Source organism: Acidicapsa acidisoli (assembly GCF_025685625.1).
Classification (GTDB): Bacteria; Acidobacteriota; Terriglobia; order Terriglobales; family Acidobacteriaceae; genus Acidicapsa; species Acidicapsa acidisoli.
In genome coordinates, this window is sequence record NZ_JAGSYI010000003.1 from 600,106 (window position 1) to 618,795 (window position 18,690).

Sequence of the window (18,690 nt, forward strand, 5' to 3'; positions counted from 1 at the left end):
AGAGATCTCTTTATCAAACAAGGCTCTCCCCATTTCCGCGTAATCCTAGCCGTACGCCTTGTGATATGTCAATCATAATATATGATCTATTAATCTAATAACGATCATGTATTATGATTTGTACCGCCTCGCAGCTTGAGCAGGACCTCGGCTACTAGAAGGTGAAGGGCCGACAAGATGTGAGTGCTAACGTTAGCTCCAAGAGGATCAGCTGATCGTTCTTGCGCGCTCAAGAACCGCGCATCCTCAGGAAATGTTGATTCGAGCTTGTGCATGCATTCCTTTTGCCGTATCGGGCGAGATGCTCGCCGCGCAGCGCGACCAGCGGGCAAGAACGTCAGCAGAATAGGACGGGACCTTGCGACAACACCGCTCTCAACAATACGAGTTGTCCGGTCATCGTCCCGCGCGCTGGGTTCTAACGCTCACAGTCCTTGCATTCACAGCATTTGGCCAGGCCGGGAGTGGGTTCCAGCTCGCAGCGTCGTCAACGACTGCGAGCGACACGGTTCGAACCACAACGGTGAACGATGGATATGTCGGATCGCAGGCCTGTGGTGACTGTCACGTTGCGATATACAGGGAGTTCACTCAAACAAGGATGGGCCGCTCCATATCTAGCGTCTCGCCTGCTCTCCTGCAAAAACTCCACCTGCCAGCCGTGTATTCCAATCAGCGACTTGACCGGCACTTCGACGTGACCGTCCGGGACGGGAAATTGTACGAAAGTGAATTTGCGCTGGATGGAAGCGGCACGGAGATCTTCCGCGAGGAGCATCAGCTCGAATGGATCGTCGGCTCTGGAGCAAATGGAATCGGCGCCATCGTCCGACGGGGCGATTATCTCTTTGAGGCGCCACTCACCTTATACACCAGTACCAAGAGGTGGGAGATGTCGCCAGGGTATGAATCGACGGATGTCGGATTTAGCCGGCCCATTCTTACAGCATGCCTCAACTGTCACAGTGGCCGCTCGAATCCGATCCCTAGTAGCGACGGGCGCTACGAAAACAACGTGTTCTCGGAGATGCCGATAGGTTGCGAAAATTGCCATGGTCCTGGAGCGGCCCACATAGATGCCGCGACGAGCGGCGCCATGGGCAAAGGGCGAAGCTTCGCGATTGTGAATCCTGCCCGCCTGACTCCAGACCTCGCGAACAATATCTGTATGAGATGCCACGAGATTGGGGATGAACGAATTCTCAAGCCCGGCAAAGAATACAAGGACATTCGGCCCGGAGAGCCTCTCGACAATACACTGTCGATTTTCATGACGCCTCCCACACGCAAGGCGCCGCCGGACAAGGATCATCTGCAGCATTACTATGCCATGACTTTGAGTAAGTGCTATCGCGCCAGCGGCGGCCGTCTGAGTTGCATAACCTGTCATGATCCTCACGTGGAACCTGCGAACGAAGAGGTGCCGATTTTTTTCAACAAGAGATGCATGAGCTGCCACACAGACCAAAACTGTAAGCTGCCAAGTGAGGCGCGCCGGCAAAGTAGTCCGCCCGATAATTGCATCGGCTGCCATATGCCGAAGCGCGAAATAGGCTTCATCGCACATGCCAGCCTTACAAATCACCGCATTACCGCCCAAGCCAATGAGCCCTTTCCGGACTCCGCGTTTTCACAGACCACGGCGGCCCTACCCGATCTTATCCATCTCAATCCTGCGCCGGGAAAGCAGGACGTCGCTCCTCCGCTCCTTACGCTACTGCAAGTCTATGGAGAACTCGCCGCACAAAAACCAGAGTATGTCCCGCCTTACTATAGGGTTCTCGATCAGCTTCAACAGAGGGAACCAAACAACGCCTTGGCGCAGGCGGCATTAGGGCGCCGATGCCTGCAAAGCGGAAACATGCAAGAAGCTATCGAGCACCTGAAGCAATCTTTGGCGATCGGAAAGCCTCAGTCAGCGGTCTACTCCGACCTCTCTGAGGCTCTGGATAAAACAGGTCAGCGAGAGCAAGGTCTCGCCATACTGCAGAAAGCGATTCAAGAGGACCCGTTCAATCCGCTGCTGCAAAGATCACTGGTCTTTCGCCTCATCGATCTCAAGCAATACACGAATGCACGAGCAGCTATGAGGCGTTACTCTGAAATCTTTCCACAAGACTTCTTTATGCGGCAGAAATTCGCCGTCGCCATGGAGGGCGCTCCTGAGCAATAATATGCCTGGTTGCGACCCATAAAGCGATTGGAGTAAGTCGTCCGAGTTCGGTCCAACTGAACACGCGCCCGCAGCGAGCCGTCCTCCAAAGGAAGCAGTGGCCCTCTATCGAGTCGCTTCAAGACAGTCTTCTACACCAGCACACTTGTAAACGGGGCCGGTGTAATTGCAGGCAGCGAAACATCTATGCCATCCCCGTTTTTCCTTAAGTGCGCATAGGCAGATGGAGATGGTTCTCCAGATCCAGCTGTGGCGGTCTTCATTCACTTGATTTGTTCAGTGCACGAATCGCTTCCAGGGCTTTCGCGGCGTCCCGATCTTCGGGGTTGAGTGCGAGCGCCCTGCGTAGCTCCTCGGCGCCCCGTTCAATCTGGCCGTCCCGGCAGAGAGTCAAACCTAGATCACGGTGGAGCGTGCTCTCGATCTCGCAATCTCCACAGGTTTCGAGCGCTTCACTGAAAAGGCGAACCGACTCGCGCCAGTCTTGCACCGTAAATGCGTGAAAAGCCTCATTAGCGCGCGCCTTGGCCTGATCGACGACAGAGTTCTGTGCCTTGAGCTGGTCGAACTGGGCGTGCAGCCTCTTTGATTCCTCGGGATCGGTGGTGTGAAGAGCGCGCGAGAGCTTATAGACGGCTTGCGCTGAATTGGGATCAACCGCCAGGGCCATGCGAAGCTCGGCTACAGCTTCGGCGGTCCGATTCTGATCGAGCAGATTATTTGCGAGCCTAATATGTGCGTTGACGTTGCCGGGTTCCAGCTTCACGACTTTCTGCAGCAACTCGGCTTCTTTGGCGAAATCTCCCCGCGCCCGCTCGGCAAACGACCAGTAAAAGTAACAATCCGGATTGCCCGGAGCGAGCCGAGCCGCTGAAACGAACTCGTCGCCAGCCTCCCGATCCTGCTTCATGTCACTAAGAATGCGCGCCCGATTCAAATGTGCGATCGCCAGACCGGGAGCAATAGAGATTGCGGTTGCCGTTTCCGCCAAGGCGCCGTCAAGGTCGCCAGAGTCAGCGAGAGCTATCGCAAGATCGACGTGCGCTTGGGCTGACTCCGGAGTTAGCCCAATCACGTGTTTGAGGAGGTCGACTGCGCCGGAGTACTCGCCCAGCCGGCCTTTGACCTTGGCATCCAGAGTCAGGATCACCGAATCAGACGGAGCTAGTTTCTCAGCGCGATCCAGGACTAATTCGGCTTCGGCAAGCTTTCCTGCCTTAAGTAGCTTTCTACCTTGTTCGAGGAGTTCCCTTGAAGTTGGACCTGTCCCTGCGGCAATTGCAAAGATCGAGCCGAAGTTAAGAACGAAGCATGCAACCATCACTGCAAAAGCGCGCGACCGATTGTTCTTGCCAGGCCGCCGCCTTGTTCGAGGAATGAAGGGTGCACCGTTGCCTTGCAACACGTTGTTACGGTTTTTTCGGCGCAAGAATAGCATTCGTCCTCCGTACGGCATTCGAAACGAAACGCTACCCTCCAGAGGCCCTTCACCCGCGTGATCTCAAACCAACAACGCAGTCATCTAAAAGATGAACTTCCCGGCTAGCTGGAGCTGTCGCGCTGTACTTGCGGTGCTGTTGATCGTACCAAAGGCTGATCCGCTATTGAGGTCGCTATTGGGCTGACCCAGGTCTACGTGGTTGAACAGATTGAATGCCTCGGCTCGAAACTCGAATCTTCGCCCTTCTCCCAATGGGAACTGGCGAAAGAGCGACATATCCAGATTCCAGAAGGCAGGGCCCGAGAGAGAATTGCGTCCCGCAGTGCCGAAGGTGTAAAGCGCCGGGGCGGCATAATTTGCGGTATTGAACCACTCCGCTGCGGACCTATGCGAAATGCCGGAGCTTTCCACCTTATTCAAATGTTCAGTAGTCAAAAACCCCTGTCCGATATTTGCGATATCGCTACTGATGGCGGGAGTAAAAGCAATGCCCGAATGTGTTTGGAACAGATCGTTAAGCTGCCAGTTCCCCAGGATGTAATCAAGCACGCCGTTCTTAGTGGAAAGCATTTTTCCCTTCCCAATAGGAACCTCGTAAAGCGTGTTCACAGTCAAAATGTGCCTTAAATCAAGTCCTGATACAGATCGATCATAAAGAGCCGGGTGATAGGGGTCCTGCGGAGCGCCGCCTTCAACACCGTAATATCCATCGCCTCCGACATCAATGGACTTTGACCAGGTGTAGGCCAATCCGTACGAGAAGCCGCTGGTGTACCTCCTCTCCAGCGAGACCTGTAGCCCGTTGTAATTGCCGCTGCCTACGCTGCGATCGTAGTACGTCGGGGCCATGTAGGGAAACAGAGCGCGTGACTGAGGGTCGCCAGGTCCTGGCGTAAGCGCAGTGTTATACATGCCGCCAACATCAAGCCGGTGCGACGACGAGCCAACATAATTCACTGTCAGTGTGGTCGAAGAGCTAAGAAGTTGCTGCACGCCAAAGTTCCATTGTTCCGAATAGGGATTCTTTAGATTCGGATCGTACATAAAGCCGACCTGAGCGAATGGAGTAGGCGCTGGAAAGAAGCTATTGCCTGCGCTTGCGAATGGATCCTGTGATGTAACTGTCGGTGTTGCAGAGCTTGTTTTCGGCACGTTCAAATTAACAGCTTGTTGCTGACCTGTGTCAGGCCAAAGTCCGGCGATATTCTGTGCATCTTGCAATACACCCGCCCAATTGTCATACACGATGCCGAAAGCTCCGCGAACGACTGTGCGATCCGTGAACTTGTAAGCAAAACCGAGGTGGGGGCCGACATTCGTGTCGGTGTTATGAAGTATTTTTTCGTTTGGAGACACGACGACGTTCGCAGGGAGCGTGCCATCTCCGGGAATGCACGGCGCAGCGCCGCGGACACTGCAGAGAGGAGGAAGCTTCTGAATGATATAGGTGCCGTTTTCGAGATCATCATCACCTGTCTCTGGCCCGCCGTTTTGACCGATTTGCTTGCTGGTCCCATAGGGTGGATTAAATGTGAGATCGTATCGAAGCCCCAGATTAACCGTCAATTTCGAGTTAACTCTCCAGCTGTCCTGCACAAATTCGCTCATAACACCGCCAGGACGCGTTTCCGAGTTCTCGTTGCGCCGCTGAGCTGAGTCTGGAGCGTTGATGAGAAAGGAGGCGACCGGATCGCCGGTATTGACGGTGTCAAGAGGATTTGTGTCGGCGGTTTCTTGCGCAGCGTATGTGAGGTTTGAAAGGGCGATCGGAGCCAAAAATTTATTGCTGATGAACCCTCCGCCTATGTGAAACTCGTGGTTTCTCCATATCTTCGTCAAAGCGCCACTGTATTGGTTGGAGTTCGGAACGTCCGGGTGGTTCGATATGTTCTCGGTTGCGCTGGAATATCCATTGATCGCAAGTTGTGGAAGAAGGCTTCTCGAATTTCCTATAGCGGTGTAACCGCCGGCGAACGCCTGCGCGAACCCAACCTGACTAATGATCCCCGCCGATCCTTTTGTGAAGAAAGCTGAGGCATTGGCTCCGGCAAGCGTTCGGCCGAATTCAGCCTGAAGAATGAGACTGGGATTGAAGACATGTACGTAGCTGCCGCCATAGTTCCTATTCGGATTGGTGTTAACGTTTGGTATTCCTGGGAGGCCACCGGAACTACTTTCTACACTGGTGTCATAACTATAGCGAAACCACGCCGAGTCATTCCCGCCAACTTTTTGGTCAATCCGGGCAGTCCATTGGTTGATGGTCTGGGTTTCGGGAGTTGTGTCAAGCACATTGTCTCCGTTTGCATCAAATGCTGGCCCGGCCGCCGGGAAAACGAAGTTCGCGTAAGCTTGCATGGCGGGGCTGATGTCACCTGGAGCATTACCTACAGGAATCTGGTTCCCCTGATATGGCTGACGGATGTACTCGCCGGGATTGGCTGGATCCGGGATGGTGGTATACGGGTTGTATATCTGTGTCGGCCAACTGCTCTCATCTCCAGCGAGTTGGGCGACGGTCGGAACTTTTCGAGGAGCATTACTGGTCTGCGAGAAGCGGAATCCCTGATATGCCCCAAAGAAGAAGGTCTTGTTCTTGCCGTTGTACAGTTTCGGGAGCCAAACCGGACCTCCTACGGCACCGCCGAATTCGTTCTCTTTATAAGGCGTCCTGGGCGTATCTGGCGGCAGGAAGTAGGCCTGAGCATCGAAGATATCATTGCGGTCATACTCCCACGCTGAACCGTGGAGACTGTTTGTGCCGGACTTAGTGACTACATTTATGACCCCGCCGGTTACCGACCCGTATTCCGCACTATCTGTGTGAGACACAACCTTGAATTCCTGAATTTCATCAATGATCGGCGGCACCGCATACACACTGTGGAAGGCGCCGAAGTTGCTCAGGCCATCTGTGAAAAAGTAATCAGATCGGTTGCCCTGCCCATTAACGGAGGGAATTGTGGATGCCTGATTAAGTGGCTCCGGTGTTGCATATTGGCCTCCGCCGGGACCGCCCTGCCCGTTGTTTACCGGAGATATACCCGGACTCAGGATCAGAAGCTGAGTAAAGTCACGCCCGTTAAGCGGAAGATCGTTTACCTGTTGAGTCCCAATGACGGTACCCAGATTCGCACTTGACGTCTCCAGTTGCGGAGTAGCGCCCTGAACCGTAACGACGGTACTTTGCGAACCAACGGTCAGAGCAAAGTCAATCGTCGCGGCCTGTCCGACGGTAAGTGTGAACTCGGGAACCCGCTGCTCCGCGAAGTTCGGAGCTGACGCCTGAACCGTATATCGCCCGGGAGTGATAGACAGGAAGAGATAGGCGCCCGCACCATTGGATGTGGTTGTGTTCTCGACGTCTGTGGCCACATTCCTTAGCACGATTTGAGCGCTCGGAACCACAGCGCCGCTGGGATCTCGGACAGCTCCGCTTAGCGAGGCCGTCGATAGCTGTGCCAACCCTGTGCCGGATAGCAGCAGGATGCCACTCAGTAAACACGCCTGCCACAGGGAAAATACTCTACAGGTCTTCCACCACTGAACTGAAAACTCCATCACATCCTCCTCAAATTGTCTTGCGGGCATACGAGATCGGTGTTTCCCAGTCGATGTACTTGTCGGGGTAGGCGTGATTGGTTGCCTCCAGCCATCTGGTTACGGCCTGATTGCGAGGTCATAGGAACACCGATTTCTTGTTGTCGGTCACAATAAGCGAGCGAAATCTGTGTTGTCAAGCACAAATATTGTCATTATATGCGTATTTCACTCACCATATGCGATTGTTGATCCATTACACGCCGTGAGTCTCCGGCCGGGAAACGAATGCCCTGAAGTTTTAACGTCGATAAAATCTAATGGTATATATCTGTATTTAATACACTTAAATAAACTCACGCGTTTGAGAATTCCAGGGCCCCTGGAGTCGGGAAAAAGCCTGATTGAGACATCGCTTCTCGCTCATGAACAGAGATTGAATGTCGGGAGTAACGAGGGAAGGTTTGAACCTTGCTTTCAAGGGTTGTAGATATAGAGCCGTGAAAAACCGAACACGGAATCGATTAAATCATATTTAATGCATTAAATGTCGATAATCGATCATTACATGCGATTGTTTTATTGACATTCGACCATTGTTTCCTTTAGCATTCTCACTCGACGCGCACTCCAGCCGAACCGACGACACGATAGGCAGATCTCGTTCCTCCGCATCAGGTTCGGAAGTCAAGTCCTGCACTTCAGTAGCAACTGTTTCTTACCGTAGCGTGAACAAACCGATTGCATGGCAGAGGGTTGCCCATTCGAAGGGCTGGTTGGCCATTTGTAGCAATACCGACACGATGCTGGGAATCAAATGATCTATCTCGGAGGCTTCAATAGGAATTGAAATGTCCAAGAGGGTGACAGCGTCATATGCGGTCTTTCGATCATCATGAGATCGCTTTGGCCGGTTTTGATTTCGGTGAAATACGCTAAATGGAGTTCTGTGAGCTGATGCGACGAGAGACGAATTACGATAGATTCCCCACATTTAGGGTAAGCGGGTGTGAATCGGAATGTTGGGAAGGTTGGCCCAGAATCCTGGAACGGCTGAAGACATTCGGAGTGTCAGAGAAGTGCACGATTTCCTTCGAATGTTATCCGGGCGTATATGAGAGAGCACTGATCAGCGCTCTGGTGGAAAGCCTGCGCCCCTCGGGCCTGATCGTCACGTCGGACCTGTTGAAGAGTCCGTCCGAAATCGAGCAGATGGTATCGGATGTGCTGGGCGACGATCCTGTGTTTGGTCAAATGAACCCTCTTGAAATTGCGGATTTTTTTGATAGTGCGAAGCTCGCAAACGGGCGCGAAATGGCCAAAAACTGGAAGCATGGGCTCTTGGTCATTGTCGGCACGGGGGCGTCTCTAGTATCCGGAGAACCGAATCTGCTCGTATATGCAGATATGGCTCGTTGGGAGATCCAGCAACGTCAACGACGGAATGAGGTCGGGAATCTGGGTACCGACAATCTCCAGGAAAGTCCGGGGCAGAAATACAAGCGGGCGTTTTTCGTCGATTGGCGCGCCGCCGACCATCTTAAGAAATCACTGTTGCAGAAGATCGATTTCTGGCTTGACACTAACGGAGATATTCCGAAACTCGTGACCGGCCGCGCTATGCGGGATGGACTACAACAGATTTCCCGTCGCCCTTTTCGGGTAGTTCCCTATTTCGATCCAGGGCCGTGGGGTGGCCATTGGATGGAGAGGGTTTGTGGCCTCCCCACGGGGATGCCGAATTATGCATGGTGTTTCGACGGCGTACCCGAGGAAAATAGTTTGCTGCTTTCTTTTGGAGGGACATGCGTCGAGATTCCAGCCATGAACCTCACCCTTCTTCATCCGCGCGAGTTACTGGGCGACGCGGTGTTATCCCGATTCGGAGCCGAGTTCCCGATTCGTTTCGATTTGCTCGACACGATGGGTGGTGGAAACCTTTCGCTACAGGTTCATCCAAGAACTCAATTCATCCGTGAGCACTTCGGCATGCAATACACGCAGGACGAGAGCTACTATTTGCTCGACGCCGGCGAGGATGGCGACGTATACCTCGGTCTTAGGAATCATATTGACCAAGAAGCCATGATTGGGGAGTTGAAAACGGCTCTAGGCGCCGATGTGTCGTTCAGGGCTGAGACGTACGTAAACCGCTTCCCTGCCAGGAAGCACGACCATTTCCTGATTCCGGCGGGCACCATCCATTGCTCGGGCAAAAACTGCATGGTCCTTGAGATAAGCGCAACTCCGTATATTTTCACATTCAAGTTGTGGGATTGGGACCGGCTCGGTCTGGACGGCTTGCCTAGACCGATTCATCTCGAGCACGGCTTGGCAAACATAGCTTGGAACCGCGACACGGATTGGGTTGAGAAAAACCTGATCAATCGGATTGATCCATTGGGCCAGGGCCACGGGTGGCGCGAGGAGCGCACAGGGCTCCACGAATTGGAGTTCATTGAAACGCGCAGGCATTGGTTTACGAGTTCGACGCCTCACGATACACTTCAGACGGTCAATGTTCTCAACCTCGTTGAAGGAGAGGAGGCTATCGTCGAAAGCCCGACGGAAGCCTTCGATCCGTTTGTCGTTCACTATGCTGAAACTTTCATTGTCCCGGCATCTGTGGGCCGATATTCAATCTCACCTGCAGGACGATCCTTGGGAAAGAGCTGTGGAACGATAAAGGCGTTTGTCCGTTCCTAGCGGCCATTCAGATGATGATCGGCAAGATCAAAGGAAGTGGGAATTGCGGAGTTAACGGACTAATCATCATAAGCGATATTGCATCGCCAACTTACTGGCCAACGAGGTTAATCTTGGTCAAGTCCGGACTCGGAGGGAACTGTGAGAGATCTCTTCAAAGATTCGCATGTAAATGGCTCGAATGAGCGGTCGGTGACATTTTCTAATGGAAGGCGCGTCCTTTTGGGGGGCATGGCGGCGTTAGGGGCCGGATTGGTTGGTTCAGCCAGCGTCCCCAGTGACCTGACGGCGCTACCGTCAGTGGGAACGCCGTCCAAGTCCCAAGCTGCTGCAGTTCCCTGTGCGCGAAACAAGGCCATTCGTTCCGACTCCACTACTGTGGTAGAGACAAGCGCGGGCAAGATCCGTGGATTTGAGCGAAACGGAGTCTACATTTTCAAAGGCATACCATACGGCGCTTCGACCTCCGGCCCGAGGCGCTTCATGCCAGCATCCAAACCTGAACCATGGACAGGGATTCGCAACGCGCTGGCATACGGTCGAGTCTGTCCACAGCAGGATTCCGCACACTTCAATATGGACGGAAAGAACCTCGCGAATTCCGACGAGGATGCCTTTCTGCTTCATCGGGGGTCCGCCACCACAGTGCCAGGCGAAGACTGCCTGCGAGTGAATCTTTGGACGCCGGAGATCAACGGTTCGCATAAACGCCCCGTCATGGTCTTCATGCATGGAGGTGGTTTCTCCGGAGGGTCCGGGCATGACCTTCTTTCCTATGATGGCGAAAGTCTCGCTCGTAATCACGATGTGGTTGTAGTGAATCACAATCATCGACTCAACGTTTTCGGCTATCTCAATCTGGAACCAATTGGTGGTGAAGAATTTGTAATGTCTGCCAATGTCGGAATGCTTGATATCGTCGCTGTTCTTGATTGGGTCCATACGCATATCGTGGCGTTCGGTGGCGATCCCGGGAACGTAACTATATTCGGTCAATCCGGAGGCGGAGGGAAGGTCGCCGCTTTGATGGCGATGCCGGCAGCTAAGGGGTTATTTCATCGCGCCATTATTCAAAGCGGCCCTTTTTTGAAAGCTCTCAATCCTGACTATTCTCTACGGATAACAGAACTGCTGATTGCTGAACTTGGATTGTCAAAATCTCAAGTCAAGGAGTTGCAGAAGATTCCGGTGGACCGACTTTTGGGTGCTGCTGCGGAAGCTATGAAGAACATGCCAAAGAGTCGACCGTTTCAGCGCGACGGATATGGTTGGGAGACCGCTGTCGGCTGGGGGCCCACCGTGGATGGGCACATCCTACCCAATCATCCATTCGACCCGGGCGCCCCCATGGTCTCGTCGGATGTGCCGCTGATCACAGGCACCAATCTCAACGAAAGTATCAATGGAGTCGACCGCCTCGACGCGGAATCCATGACCACTGATGAAATGATTCAATTGGTTCATGACACATTTGGCAGTGATGGCACTGCGATTATTGCTGCTTATCGGGAGGAATATCCCCGGGCAGATCCGTTCGACCTCTGGGCTGCCATTGCCGCATCTCAATGGCGGATCCCTGCGATCGCGCAGGCCACAAGGAAAGCCAACTTAGGAACGGCGCCCGCGTACTCCTACATTTATTCCTGGCGCACGCCAATGTTGAACAAGCGTCCAGGAACATTCCACGCATGCGAAATCTCATTCGCTTTTGACAACGCGGAAATCTGTGATCACTACAGCGCAGGCGATCCGGGTGCGTTCATCTTAAGTAAACAGTTGAGCAAGGCCTGGGTGAACTTCGCGCGAACAGGAAATCCCAATCACGATGGCCTGCCCAATTGGCCGACCTACACAGCCGAGTCCCGCGCAACCATGTTCTTCGATGCTCCGTGTGAAGTTCGTTACGATCCCGAAGGAAAGGGATTGAAAATCATCACACAATCTTAAGTCGAAGACTTGAGTTACTGTAAGTAACGGCTTGAGCCTGCAAGAATAAAAATCGCCAGCACGAGCACGGTCACGCCCGCCCACTGGACGCGAATGGGAAGTGGTCCGCAATCCTTCCATTCGCCGGTAAACATACCCAATATGGTCGCAGTAATCACGATCAACGACATGAACAACGGCCATCCAAGAATCGGACCCCAGGCACCCAGTTGGCCTGCTGCCAGTCCATAGAGCAGGGTACTTCCGAACCATAAGATGGCCATCATCGCCGCCAGAGCCCAGTATGATCGCCCCACCCTGTATTTTTGTCCGGAGCGGTTCCGTTTCATCAACCAAGCACAATACAGGACATTCGGAACCGCACCGGCAAGCAGCAGTGGAAGCCAAATCGCGTTAATCGCGTTGAGTCCGTTTGCGCCAAAAGAGCGAGCGACTTCGACCAACGGTGTTCCGAAAGCAACTCCGAAATTCATGAGGGATGCGGCGAGACCGCAGATAATCGCAAGCAGCAATCCCTGCGAGGTATTTTTGGGGGAGGCGATAGACAGTCTGATCGGTCTGTCTCGCAGCCTTCCGGCAGCGGCACAGAGCATCACGCCCAAGAGGACGAATGCGACTGCACCAATGACCGCATATCCAGCCGCGCTGTTGAGATGTTCTCGGTGCAGAGACACCATGGGAATCAAGCTGCCCACGGCCGCGGATGTTCCTAGAACGATAGAAAATGCGAGTGTAATCCCGATCATATCCACCGCAATGCCAAAAAACACCTGCGCTACTCCCCAGCCCGCCCCAAAGCTTGCGACTTCGAGAATTACGCCCAGAGGGGCTGAGCGGTAAACCATAGACAGATTCGGGATGGTCACCAAGGCGGCCACAAAAGGCAGAACAACGAGCGCGAATATCGTCCAGGCAAGCCAAGTGTTCTCCCATGCCCATTTTCGGGCATACTTCATGGGCATCGTGAAGCTGGCGTTCATTACGCCGGCGATGATGAGGGTTGCAATTCCGCTTGATGGGCTGGTCATTGTCGACTTCCTTCCGCTTTGCTTATGACGCTAACAGCTTGAAGCCGGTGCTGTCGGTTACGCCAGGTCAATGACTCGAGAGTCTCAAAATCTCATCTAAAAGGGCTTTTGCAGCAAACATCACCTGTGAGTATTCAAGATTGTCCGACCAAGAAGATCGACAATTCGATTACCAATTCTGGCGCGTCTCTTTCTGCCATCGCGCCCTTCAAAAACTTTCGGTTTTCAGTGTCACCCAGCCTGCGGTCGATTGAACTATGTGTTTAGTGCTTCGATGCGCAAGGTGACCAACTCCCAAGCGAGTACGTCCACATGCGTACCAAGCAGTTCAAGCGGTTGCTCGCCGAGGTTGCTACGCCAAACCTTGATTGGCCTACCATCTGTCCACGTTAAGTTGGCTCTACGGTTTTCTCCCGCGGCGCCGAACAGTCGTACAATCCACGCGGAGCCATCTCTACTTGGCTTGCACTCCTGCAGGAGTACATCTTCCTGATCTATCCGGAGCTTCAGGGACGTTCGAGATCGCTGCCCTTGGGCCGAAGCAATAAGGGGCTGTGACATGCTAATCGCAAATCGGCTGGCAGCTGCAGGCTCGTAACCGCTGTGCGGGCGAAGCGCATACCGAAACTCGATGAGTCCATCCTGATACGCGCGGTAATTCGTTCCCCAATGATTGTTCATGACCCAGGAATAGAACTTTGACGTGGGCTCAATATGCTTACGCCAGATCTCAGGATGGGTTTGCGAGCCTAGCATGGTGGCCGAAATATAGCCGATTTCAACCAGAGGCGCATCGAGTGTCGCACAGGTGACGCCGTACTCTGCATTTGCTACATCAATCCACCGGCCCACAAGTAACCAGTTCTTGCAAGATCCCGGAAGTTGATCAATCTCAGGCCGCATTACTGCAAGAGGAACATCGATGTGAATTTGACCGTTCTCAATAGCAAACGGAAAGGCAAATTGCATGCTTTCTTTGGACCCATGTTGAGCAAATTCTACGGCAGGTCCATCTTTGCCAGGGTGCGGATTCAGGGGTGCGCGTTTCTTATTTATGGTGTTGGATAGTTCAATCCAATCCATGTTAGCCTTCAATCGCACGCGGCGAACAAGGTCCAAACATCCCGGCGCGGAAGACTCGATACGGATCGTAGCAACAAGGGGGCCGGGGTCCTCGATTGCGATGCGCACAGGCCCGCTCGTGCTCACTCTTGAAACGTCACTACCTTCAAGGAACAGATACTTGTTTACCGCCTCGTTTGAACTGGTGTCCACGAGGTTGTGCGTGTTCCTGCTCGACGTCAGCTCGACGACGTTGCCGTTCTTGCTGTCGACTTTCGCGCGCACAACACCGTTATCCAAGACTCCATCCAGCACCGTAACGCGTATTGACGGAGCATGCGACGCTCCTGCTGAAAGATGAAAACTCGCACTCCCCAGCGCCGGAACATTCTCTGCGAGGAAAGCCAATTCTTCGGTTGAAAGACGCTGCGATGGAACAGATATGCCGTGTTCGTTCTTCACATGATCTTTGCCCCGAGACCCCTCTTTCGAGATCAGGACCACTTCTGTCCTGGGCCAGGAAGAGGTGTTATGTACATCTACGGTTGAGTTGTCGCTCCCGCTTGAGTATGCGTCGAGCACCCCGTCCAGGAGCCTCTTTGATTCATTCTCGGCGTCAACCGCGAATTGGCGTTTAACTTGCCATTGTTGTGCGACAAAGGGATTCTCTGAATCCGAAACACTATTCCACGCTCCCCAGGTGTGCTCCGAATACAACAAGACATTTCTCCAGGCTGCGTCAAAATCGGTGTTCTTATATGCCTGCGGCGCGAGCATCGTAGAGAGTGTTGCTGCCTGAACCAAGCGCTCGGCTGCTCCGCGGTTCATGCGTGTCTCCAAAGCCGATGATCCCGCTCCATCCTCCCAATAGGGAGTCAAGTCGCCCTTTAATTCCGGCAGTTGGTGCCCATGCTGTTTCTCGAATGCCGCGAACGCATCGCTTGTCGTCGAAATAGAGAAGCGCGGCCATTCGTATTCTTCATTCCATTGCTTCACGAACTCGCAAATGTCCGGATCAGGAGGCGCGTTGTCGCCTTGGCCCGACCACCGAATATAAGAGATCTGATAGGGGAAACCGATCTCATCCAGTCTCGCTTGATACTTGTTGACCCACTTTGGGTTTAGCTTCATGATGTGCGACATCGCATACCCGGTCCACGGAACCCAGAAAAGTACTCTTTCATTGCCTGAAGGAGAGACCCACCAGAATGGTTTATCCTGCCACTCAACCATAAAGCTCCCAATGCGGTCGAAGTAATTGGGAGCAGCCGAGAAGTAGCGTATACCTGCTTGGACCATCGCTGAGACCGTCCCCCAGGTATACCCTGGCACATCGCTAATCATGGCTGAGTCAACGCGGACTCCGCATTGATTGCCTAACTCAATTGAGTAACGAAGCAATTGTAGAAGCTCTTCAGGCCGGCAAAGGCCAGTAAGCTCGTTCGCATACATCCCGTTGATCGCAACCCAGCCCTTCTTCACCGCGCTGATGAACTCCTCGCGCTCTGGCGCGGCCTTAGTTCTTATGAACAGATCTGCTCCCCACAGAACTTCGAGGTTCCAAATGAACCGGGCTCCTGGCGGGTAGTCGGCCGTGTTTCGCGCTAGCTCGATTCCCTTGGAGATATTTGCCATTTGTTTTGCTTCAACATTCTTCTGAAGATCGGTGTATCCAAGGTCATGGTGAGAGTGAGGCAAGATGAAGATCTGGAGTTTGCGTACTGGTTCTATGCGAACTTGGGCCGAATCCGACTTGCCCGCGATCTCATAGTCGATAAGCAGTTGCCTGGCTGTTTCAACCGGATCAACAAAGACCGTAAACGTATGTGTCCCTGAAGTCAGAACGCGACGGTCGACTTCTTGGCGGTCGGCGCGTACGACCAATGTTGCGTCCGTTCCGGAGTGCGCAATCGTCAATTGGATCGGTTGGACTGGTCTTCCACCCTTATTCGCGATTCCGCGAATTGGCAGGGCGAAGCCCGGCTTTTCCATAAAGGTCTGATCTTGGCCAAGAGCCAAGCCCCGAGGTCGAGCACAAATGATCCCGGCTACACCCGCGATGCCTTTTATGACTTTACGTCTTTCCATATTTGGCGAGAAATTCCCTTTCTGGCCAGCGTGGACGGACCTGAATGAATGACACGCACGCCAGTGATACATCCGCTCAACATCTCGAATTAGATAGGAGCGGAACCGGAGGACCTCAAATTTCGTCGGTTCGGCTGAAATGCGGTGCCGCGTGAGAACACCAGTTGAGGTAGTGATCGAATGTCAGCAAAACACACCCATATGACGAGCAATGGTCGATTTCACCTGCATTAACACCAATCGATTCACGGATATGCGCTCAGCTTTGATCGCCGCCGAAGTGTAATTCCCCCTTCCTGAATTCCCAACAATTGTGACACATACTGAGATTAAAACATCATTTATCGCGATTTTATTTACTTGATACAATCATTTTTAATGGTTGACAAGCGCCATTTCGCTCGCCTACGATCGCCGGTAATCAAGAAAGCACAGTCTCGGCGACGGGGTATGGAGGCGTGTTGGGCGACGTGGTCAATGTGGTAAGTAAGTCAGGGACGAACACGGGGACGAATTCGTCGGCCGACTTTCCATTCCACGAGTCGGCCAAATCAGAGCGCCGGGCGCATGAACTCTTCCGGAAAATCGCCGACGGTGTTCCCATCTGCATCTGCATTATGGCTTCCGACGGAGGCATGGTTTACGCGAATAAAGTCGCGTCGACTGTTTTGGGAAAGCCGACCGAACAGATTCTTGGCAACCAGTGGATGCAGCACATTCATCCTGAACAATATGAAGAGGCGCACGAAAACTGGATGTGTTGTGTTGCAACCAGGACTCCCCTCGATACGAGATGGATGATGTTGCAATCTGATGGGCTATATCGCTGGCAGCATATTCTTGCAGTTCCATCATTCAACGAGGAGGGCCAGTTGGCGAACTGGTGCTTGGTGATTGTTGATATCGATGAGCAGGTACGCACCGAAGTTCATCTCCGAGAAATGCGCGCGAAACTTAACAATGCCTCACGAATCGCGACGGTTGTTGCGCTCTCTGCTTCTATTGCACACGAACTTAATCGACCATTGACGAATGTCGTCACGAGCGCTCAGGACGGAAAGCGATGGTTGGCTGCTGACCCGTCGAAGACTGGGGAAGCCGCCGCGTCACTTGAGGAAATGCTTCGCGACGGACGGGCCGTCAATGAAAATATGCAACATATATGTGCTTTGTTCAAACAGGAGACATTCGACAAGAAGGAAGCAAGCGTTTCTGAAATGATCAAGGAAGCCATACGAATGATCCAGCAAGTCCCACGTTGGCGAGATATTTCGATTGAGTACAGCTTCGAGAGAGATCTCGCGAAGATTTTTGTCGATCCGATCCAGATTCAGGAAGTGTTGATCAATCTCTTCTCGAATGCACTTGAAGCAATGGAGATTACCTCCGCCAGCCCGCGACTCCAAATCTGCGTTGCGATCGTTAGCGACAAAGAGGTGCTTGTACAGGTAATTGTCAACGGACCGGGCGTCGACGATCTCGAGAATATCTTCAAGACCCTTGTAACAACCGAGGAAAAGGGTATAGGCGTCGGTTTGGCTATCTCTCGCTCAATGGTCGAAACGCAGGAAGGACAACTTTGGGCGGAGAACAATCCCAAAGGCGGAACACGGTTCAATTTGCGGTTCCCTATATCCCGCATATCAACAGCCGCTCCATCATCTCGGTGGAGATAGGAGCCCCGAAGAGATCGTCTCCGGTTGGGATGAGTTACGACAACCTATTTCGGATCACGCCTTTAGTCCGGCGTTGAGTTCAACGACATTCTCCCCTAAGGCAGGTCCGTCTGAATCAAATCTGTGGATTGACTCTAGACCAGGGTGACATCTATACCGAGTTTTTTGAATGGCGCAATGGCTGAAGCGGATGCCCCCGTATCAGTAATTAACCTATCTATTTCCTTTGTTGGACAGAGGAGATACTTGCTGACAGAACCGAGTTTGCTGTGATCGGCCACAACGACCTTCACTTTGGCATTGTGCACCAGTTTGCGCAGGACTTCGGCTTCGGAAGGATTCGTGCAGGTCAAGCCCTTCTTCGCATCGATGCCGTCGACGCCGATGAACATGATATCGGAGAAGAGCATCTCAGCACCGGCGGTAGCGAGCGGACCCACGAGAGTAAACCAACTTCCGCGGAGGTGCCCTCCCGTCACAATCACCTCGATATCCTTCCTGCTACTCAATTCCATTGCCACATTTACGGTATTCGTAATGATCGAGATGCCGGTCAGCACTCTTAGGCATCGCACCACTTCGGTGGTCGTGGTACCTCCGCTCAACGCAACGGTTTGTCCCGTGCTGACGAGGCCAGATGCTGCCTGCGCAATCCGACGCTTTTCTTCGGCGAAGCTATTTATCTTGTCTTGAAAGGAATTGTCATGCCGAAACGGTTCGTAGAACAACGGCCCGATAGGTACCGCTCCGCCGCGTGTTCGCCTTAGAAGCGACCGGCTTTCAAGATCCTCGAGGTCGCGGCGGATCGTTGCTACCGATGCGCCAAGCGTGTTGCAAAGTTCGTCGACTTCGACTCCACCCGTCTCCTGCAGGCGGCGAAGAATGTATTCGTGACGTGCGACGAGATTATCAGTCTTGGGAGCCATATGGTTAAGCGTAACAAAGCCGACTCTTCGGCATCTTTTTCACTATATCTCATTTATGATCGAACAATCTTTATGTATGATCGAAACGCCACATAGTACTCAC

The 18,690-nt window shown here is 53.0% G+C and carries 9 protein-coding genes; 4 read left to right on the forward strand and 5 right to left on the reverse strand.

Features of this window, described 5'->3' with window-relative positions; all coding sequences use genetic code 11:
- The first annotated feature begins 358 nt into the window (after window positions 1-358).
- Window positions 359-2,173: a cytochrome c3 family protein gene (locus tag OHL23_RS20315; RefSeq protein ID WP_263353792.1), complete on the forward strand. Its 1,815-nt coding sequence runs from the start codon at window positions 359-361 to the stop codon at window positions 2,171-2,173.
- Between the two features lie 259 nt (window positions 2,174-2,432).
- Here the strand turns inward: OHL23_RS20315 and OHL23_RS20320 are convergent, their stop codons facing one another.
- Both OHL23_RS20320 and OHL23_RS20325 read right to left on the reverse strand, forming a co-directional pair.
- Window positions 2,433-3,611 (reverse strand): tetratricopeptide repeat protein, encoded by a 1,179-nt coding sequence (locus tag OHL23_RS20320; protein ID WP_263353793.1) that lies wholly within the window; start codon window positions 3,609-3,611, stop codon window positions 2,433-2,435.
- A gap of 84 nt (window positions 3,612-3,695) precedes the next feature.
- Window positions 3,696-7,175 (reverse strand): TonB-dependent receptor, encoded by a 3,480-nt coding sequence (locus OHL23_RS20325; RefSeq protein ID WP_263353794.1) that lies wholly within the window; start codon window positions 7,173-7,175, stop codon window positions 3,696-3,698.
- Window positions 7,176-8,222: 1,047 nt separating this feature from the next.
- Here OHL23_RS20325 and OHL23_RS20330 point away from each other — a divergent pair.
- On the forward strand, window positions 8,223-9,860 hold the full coding sequence (locus tag OHL23_RS20330) for a class I mannose-6-phosphate isomerase (RefSeq protein WP_263353795.1): 1,638 nt from the start codon (window positions 8,223-8,225) through the stop codon (window positions 9,858-9,860).
- A gap of 231 nt (window positions 9,861-10,091) precedes the next feature.
- On the forward strand, window positions 10,092-11,807 hold the full coding sequence (locus tag OHL23_RS20335) for a carboxylesterase/lipase family protein (protein ID WP_263354130.1): 1,716 nt from the start codon (window positions 10,092-10,094) through the stop codon (window positions 11,805-11,807).
- Window positions 11,808-11,821: 14 nt separating this feature from the next.
- Here OHL23_RS20335 and OHL23_RS20340 read toward each other — a convergent pair whose 3' ends face one another.
- Together OHL23_RS20340 and OHL23_RS20345 are read right to left on the reverse strand one after the other, a co-directional pair.
- Window positions 11,822-12,835, reverse strand: a complete 1,014-nt coding sequence (locus OHL23_RS20340) for an L-rhamnose/proton symporter RhaT (RefSeq protein ID WP_263353796.1) — start codon at window positions 12,833-12,835, stop codon at window positions 11,822-11,824.
- Window positions 12,836-13,090: 255 nt separating this feature from the next.
- Window positions 13,091-15,889: a glycoside hydrolase family 38 N-terminal domain-containing protein gene (locus OHL23_RS20345; protein WP_263353797.1), complete on the reverse strand. Its 2,799-nt coding sequence runs from the start codon at window positions 15,887-15,889 to the stop codon at window positions 13,091-13,093.
- Window positions 15,890-16,464: 575 nt separating this feature from the next.
- On the opposite strand from OHL23_RS20345, the gene OHL23_RS20350 reads away from it, so the two are divergent.
- Entirely contained in the window at window positions 16,465-17,661 is a 1,197-nt protein-coding gene (locus OHL23_RS20350; RefSeq protein WP_263354131.1) for a PAS domain-containing sensor histidine kinase, read from the forward strand.
- A 134-nt stretch (window positions 17,662-17,795) separates the two neighbouring features.
- Here OHL23_RS20350 and OHL23_RS20355 read toward each other — a convergent pair whose 3' ends face one another.
- Window positions 17,796-18,587: a DeoR/GlpR family DNA-binding transcription regulator gene (locus OHL23_RS20355; protein WP_263353798.1), complete on the reverse strand. Its 792-nt coding sequence runs from the start codon at window positions 18,585-18,587 to the stop codon at window positions 17,796-17,798.
- Window positions 18,588-18,690: the final 103 nt, after the last annotated feature.

Coding starts and splice junctions, on each gene's coding strand:
- OHL23_RS20325 (WP_263353794.1), bottom strand. CDS start 7,175: ATGGAGTTTTCAGTTCAGTGGTGGAAGACCTGTAGAGTATTTTCCCTG.
- OHL23_RS20345 (WP_263353797.1), bottom strand. CDS start 15,889: ATGGAAAAGCCGGGCTTCGCCCTGCCAATTCGCGGAATCGCGAATAAG.
- OHL23_RS20335 (WP_263354130.1), top strand. CDS start 10,092: ATGGCGGCGTTAGGGGCCGGATTGGTTGGTTCAGCCAGCGTCCCCAGT.
- OHL23_RS20355 (WP_263353798.1), bottom strand. CDS start 18,587: ATGGCTCCCAAGACTGATAATCTCGTCGCACGTCACGAATACATTCTT.
- OHL23_RS20320 (WP_263353793.1), bottom strand. CDS start 3,611: ATGCTATTCTTGCGCCGAAAAAACCGTAACAACGTGTTGCAAGGCAAC.
- OHL23_RS20340 (WP_263353796.1), bottom strand. CDS start 12,835: ATGACCAGCCCATCAAGCGGAATTGCAACCCTCATCATCGCCGGCGTA.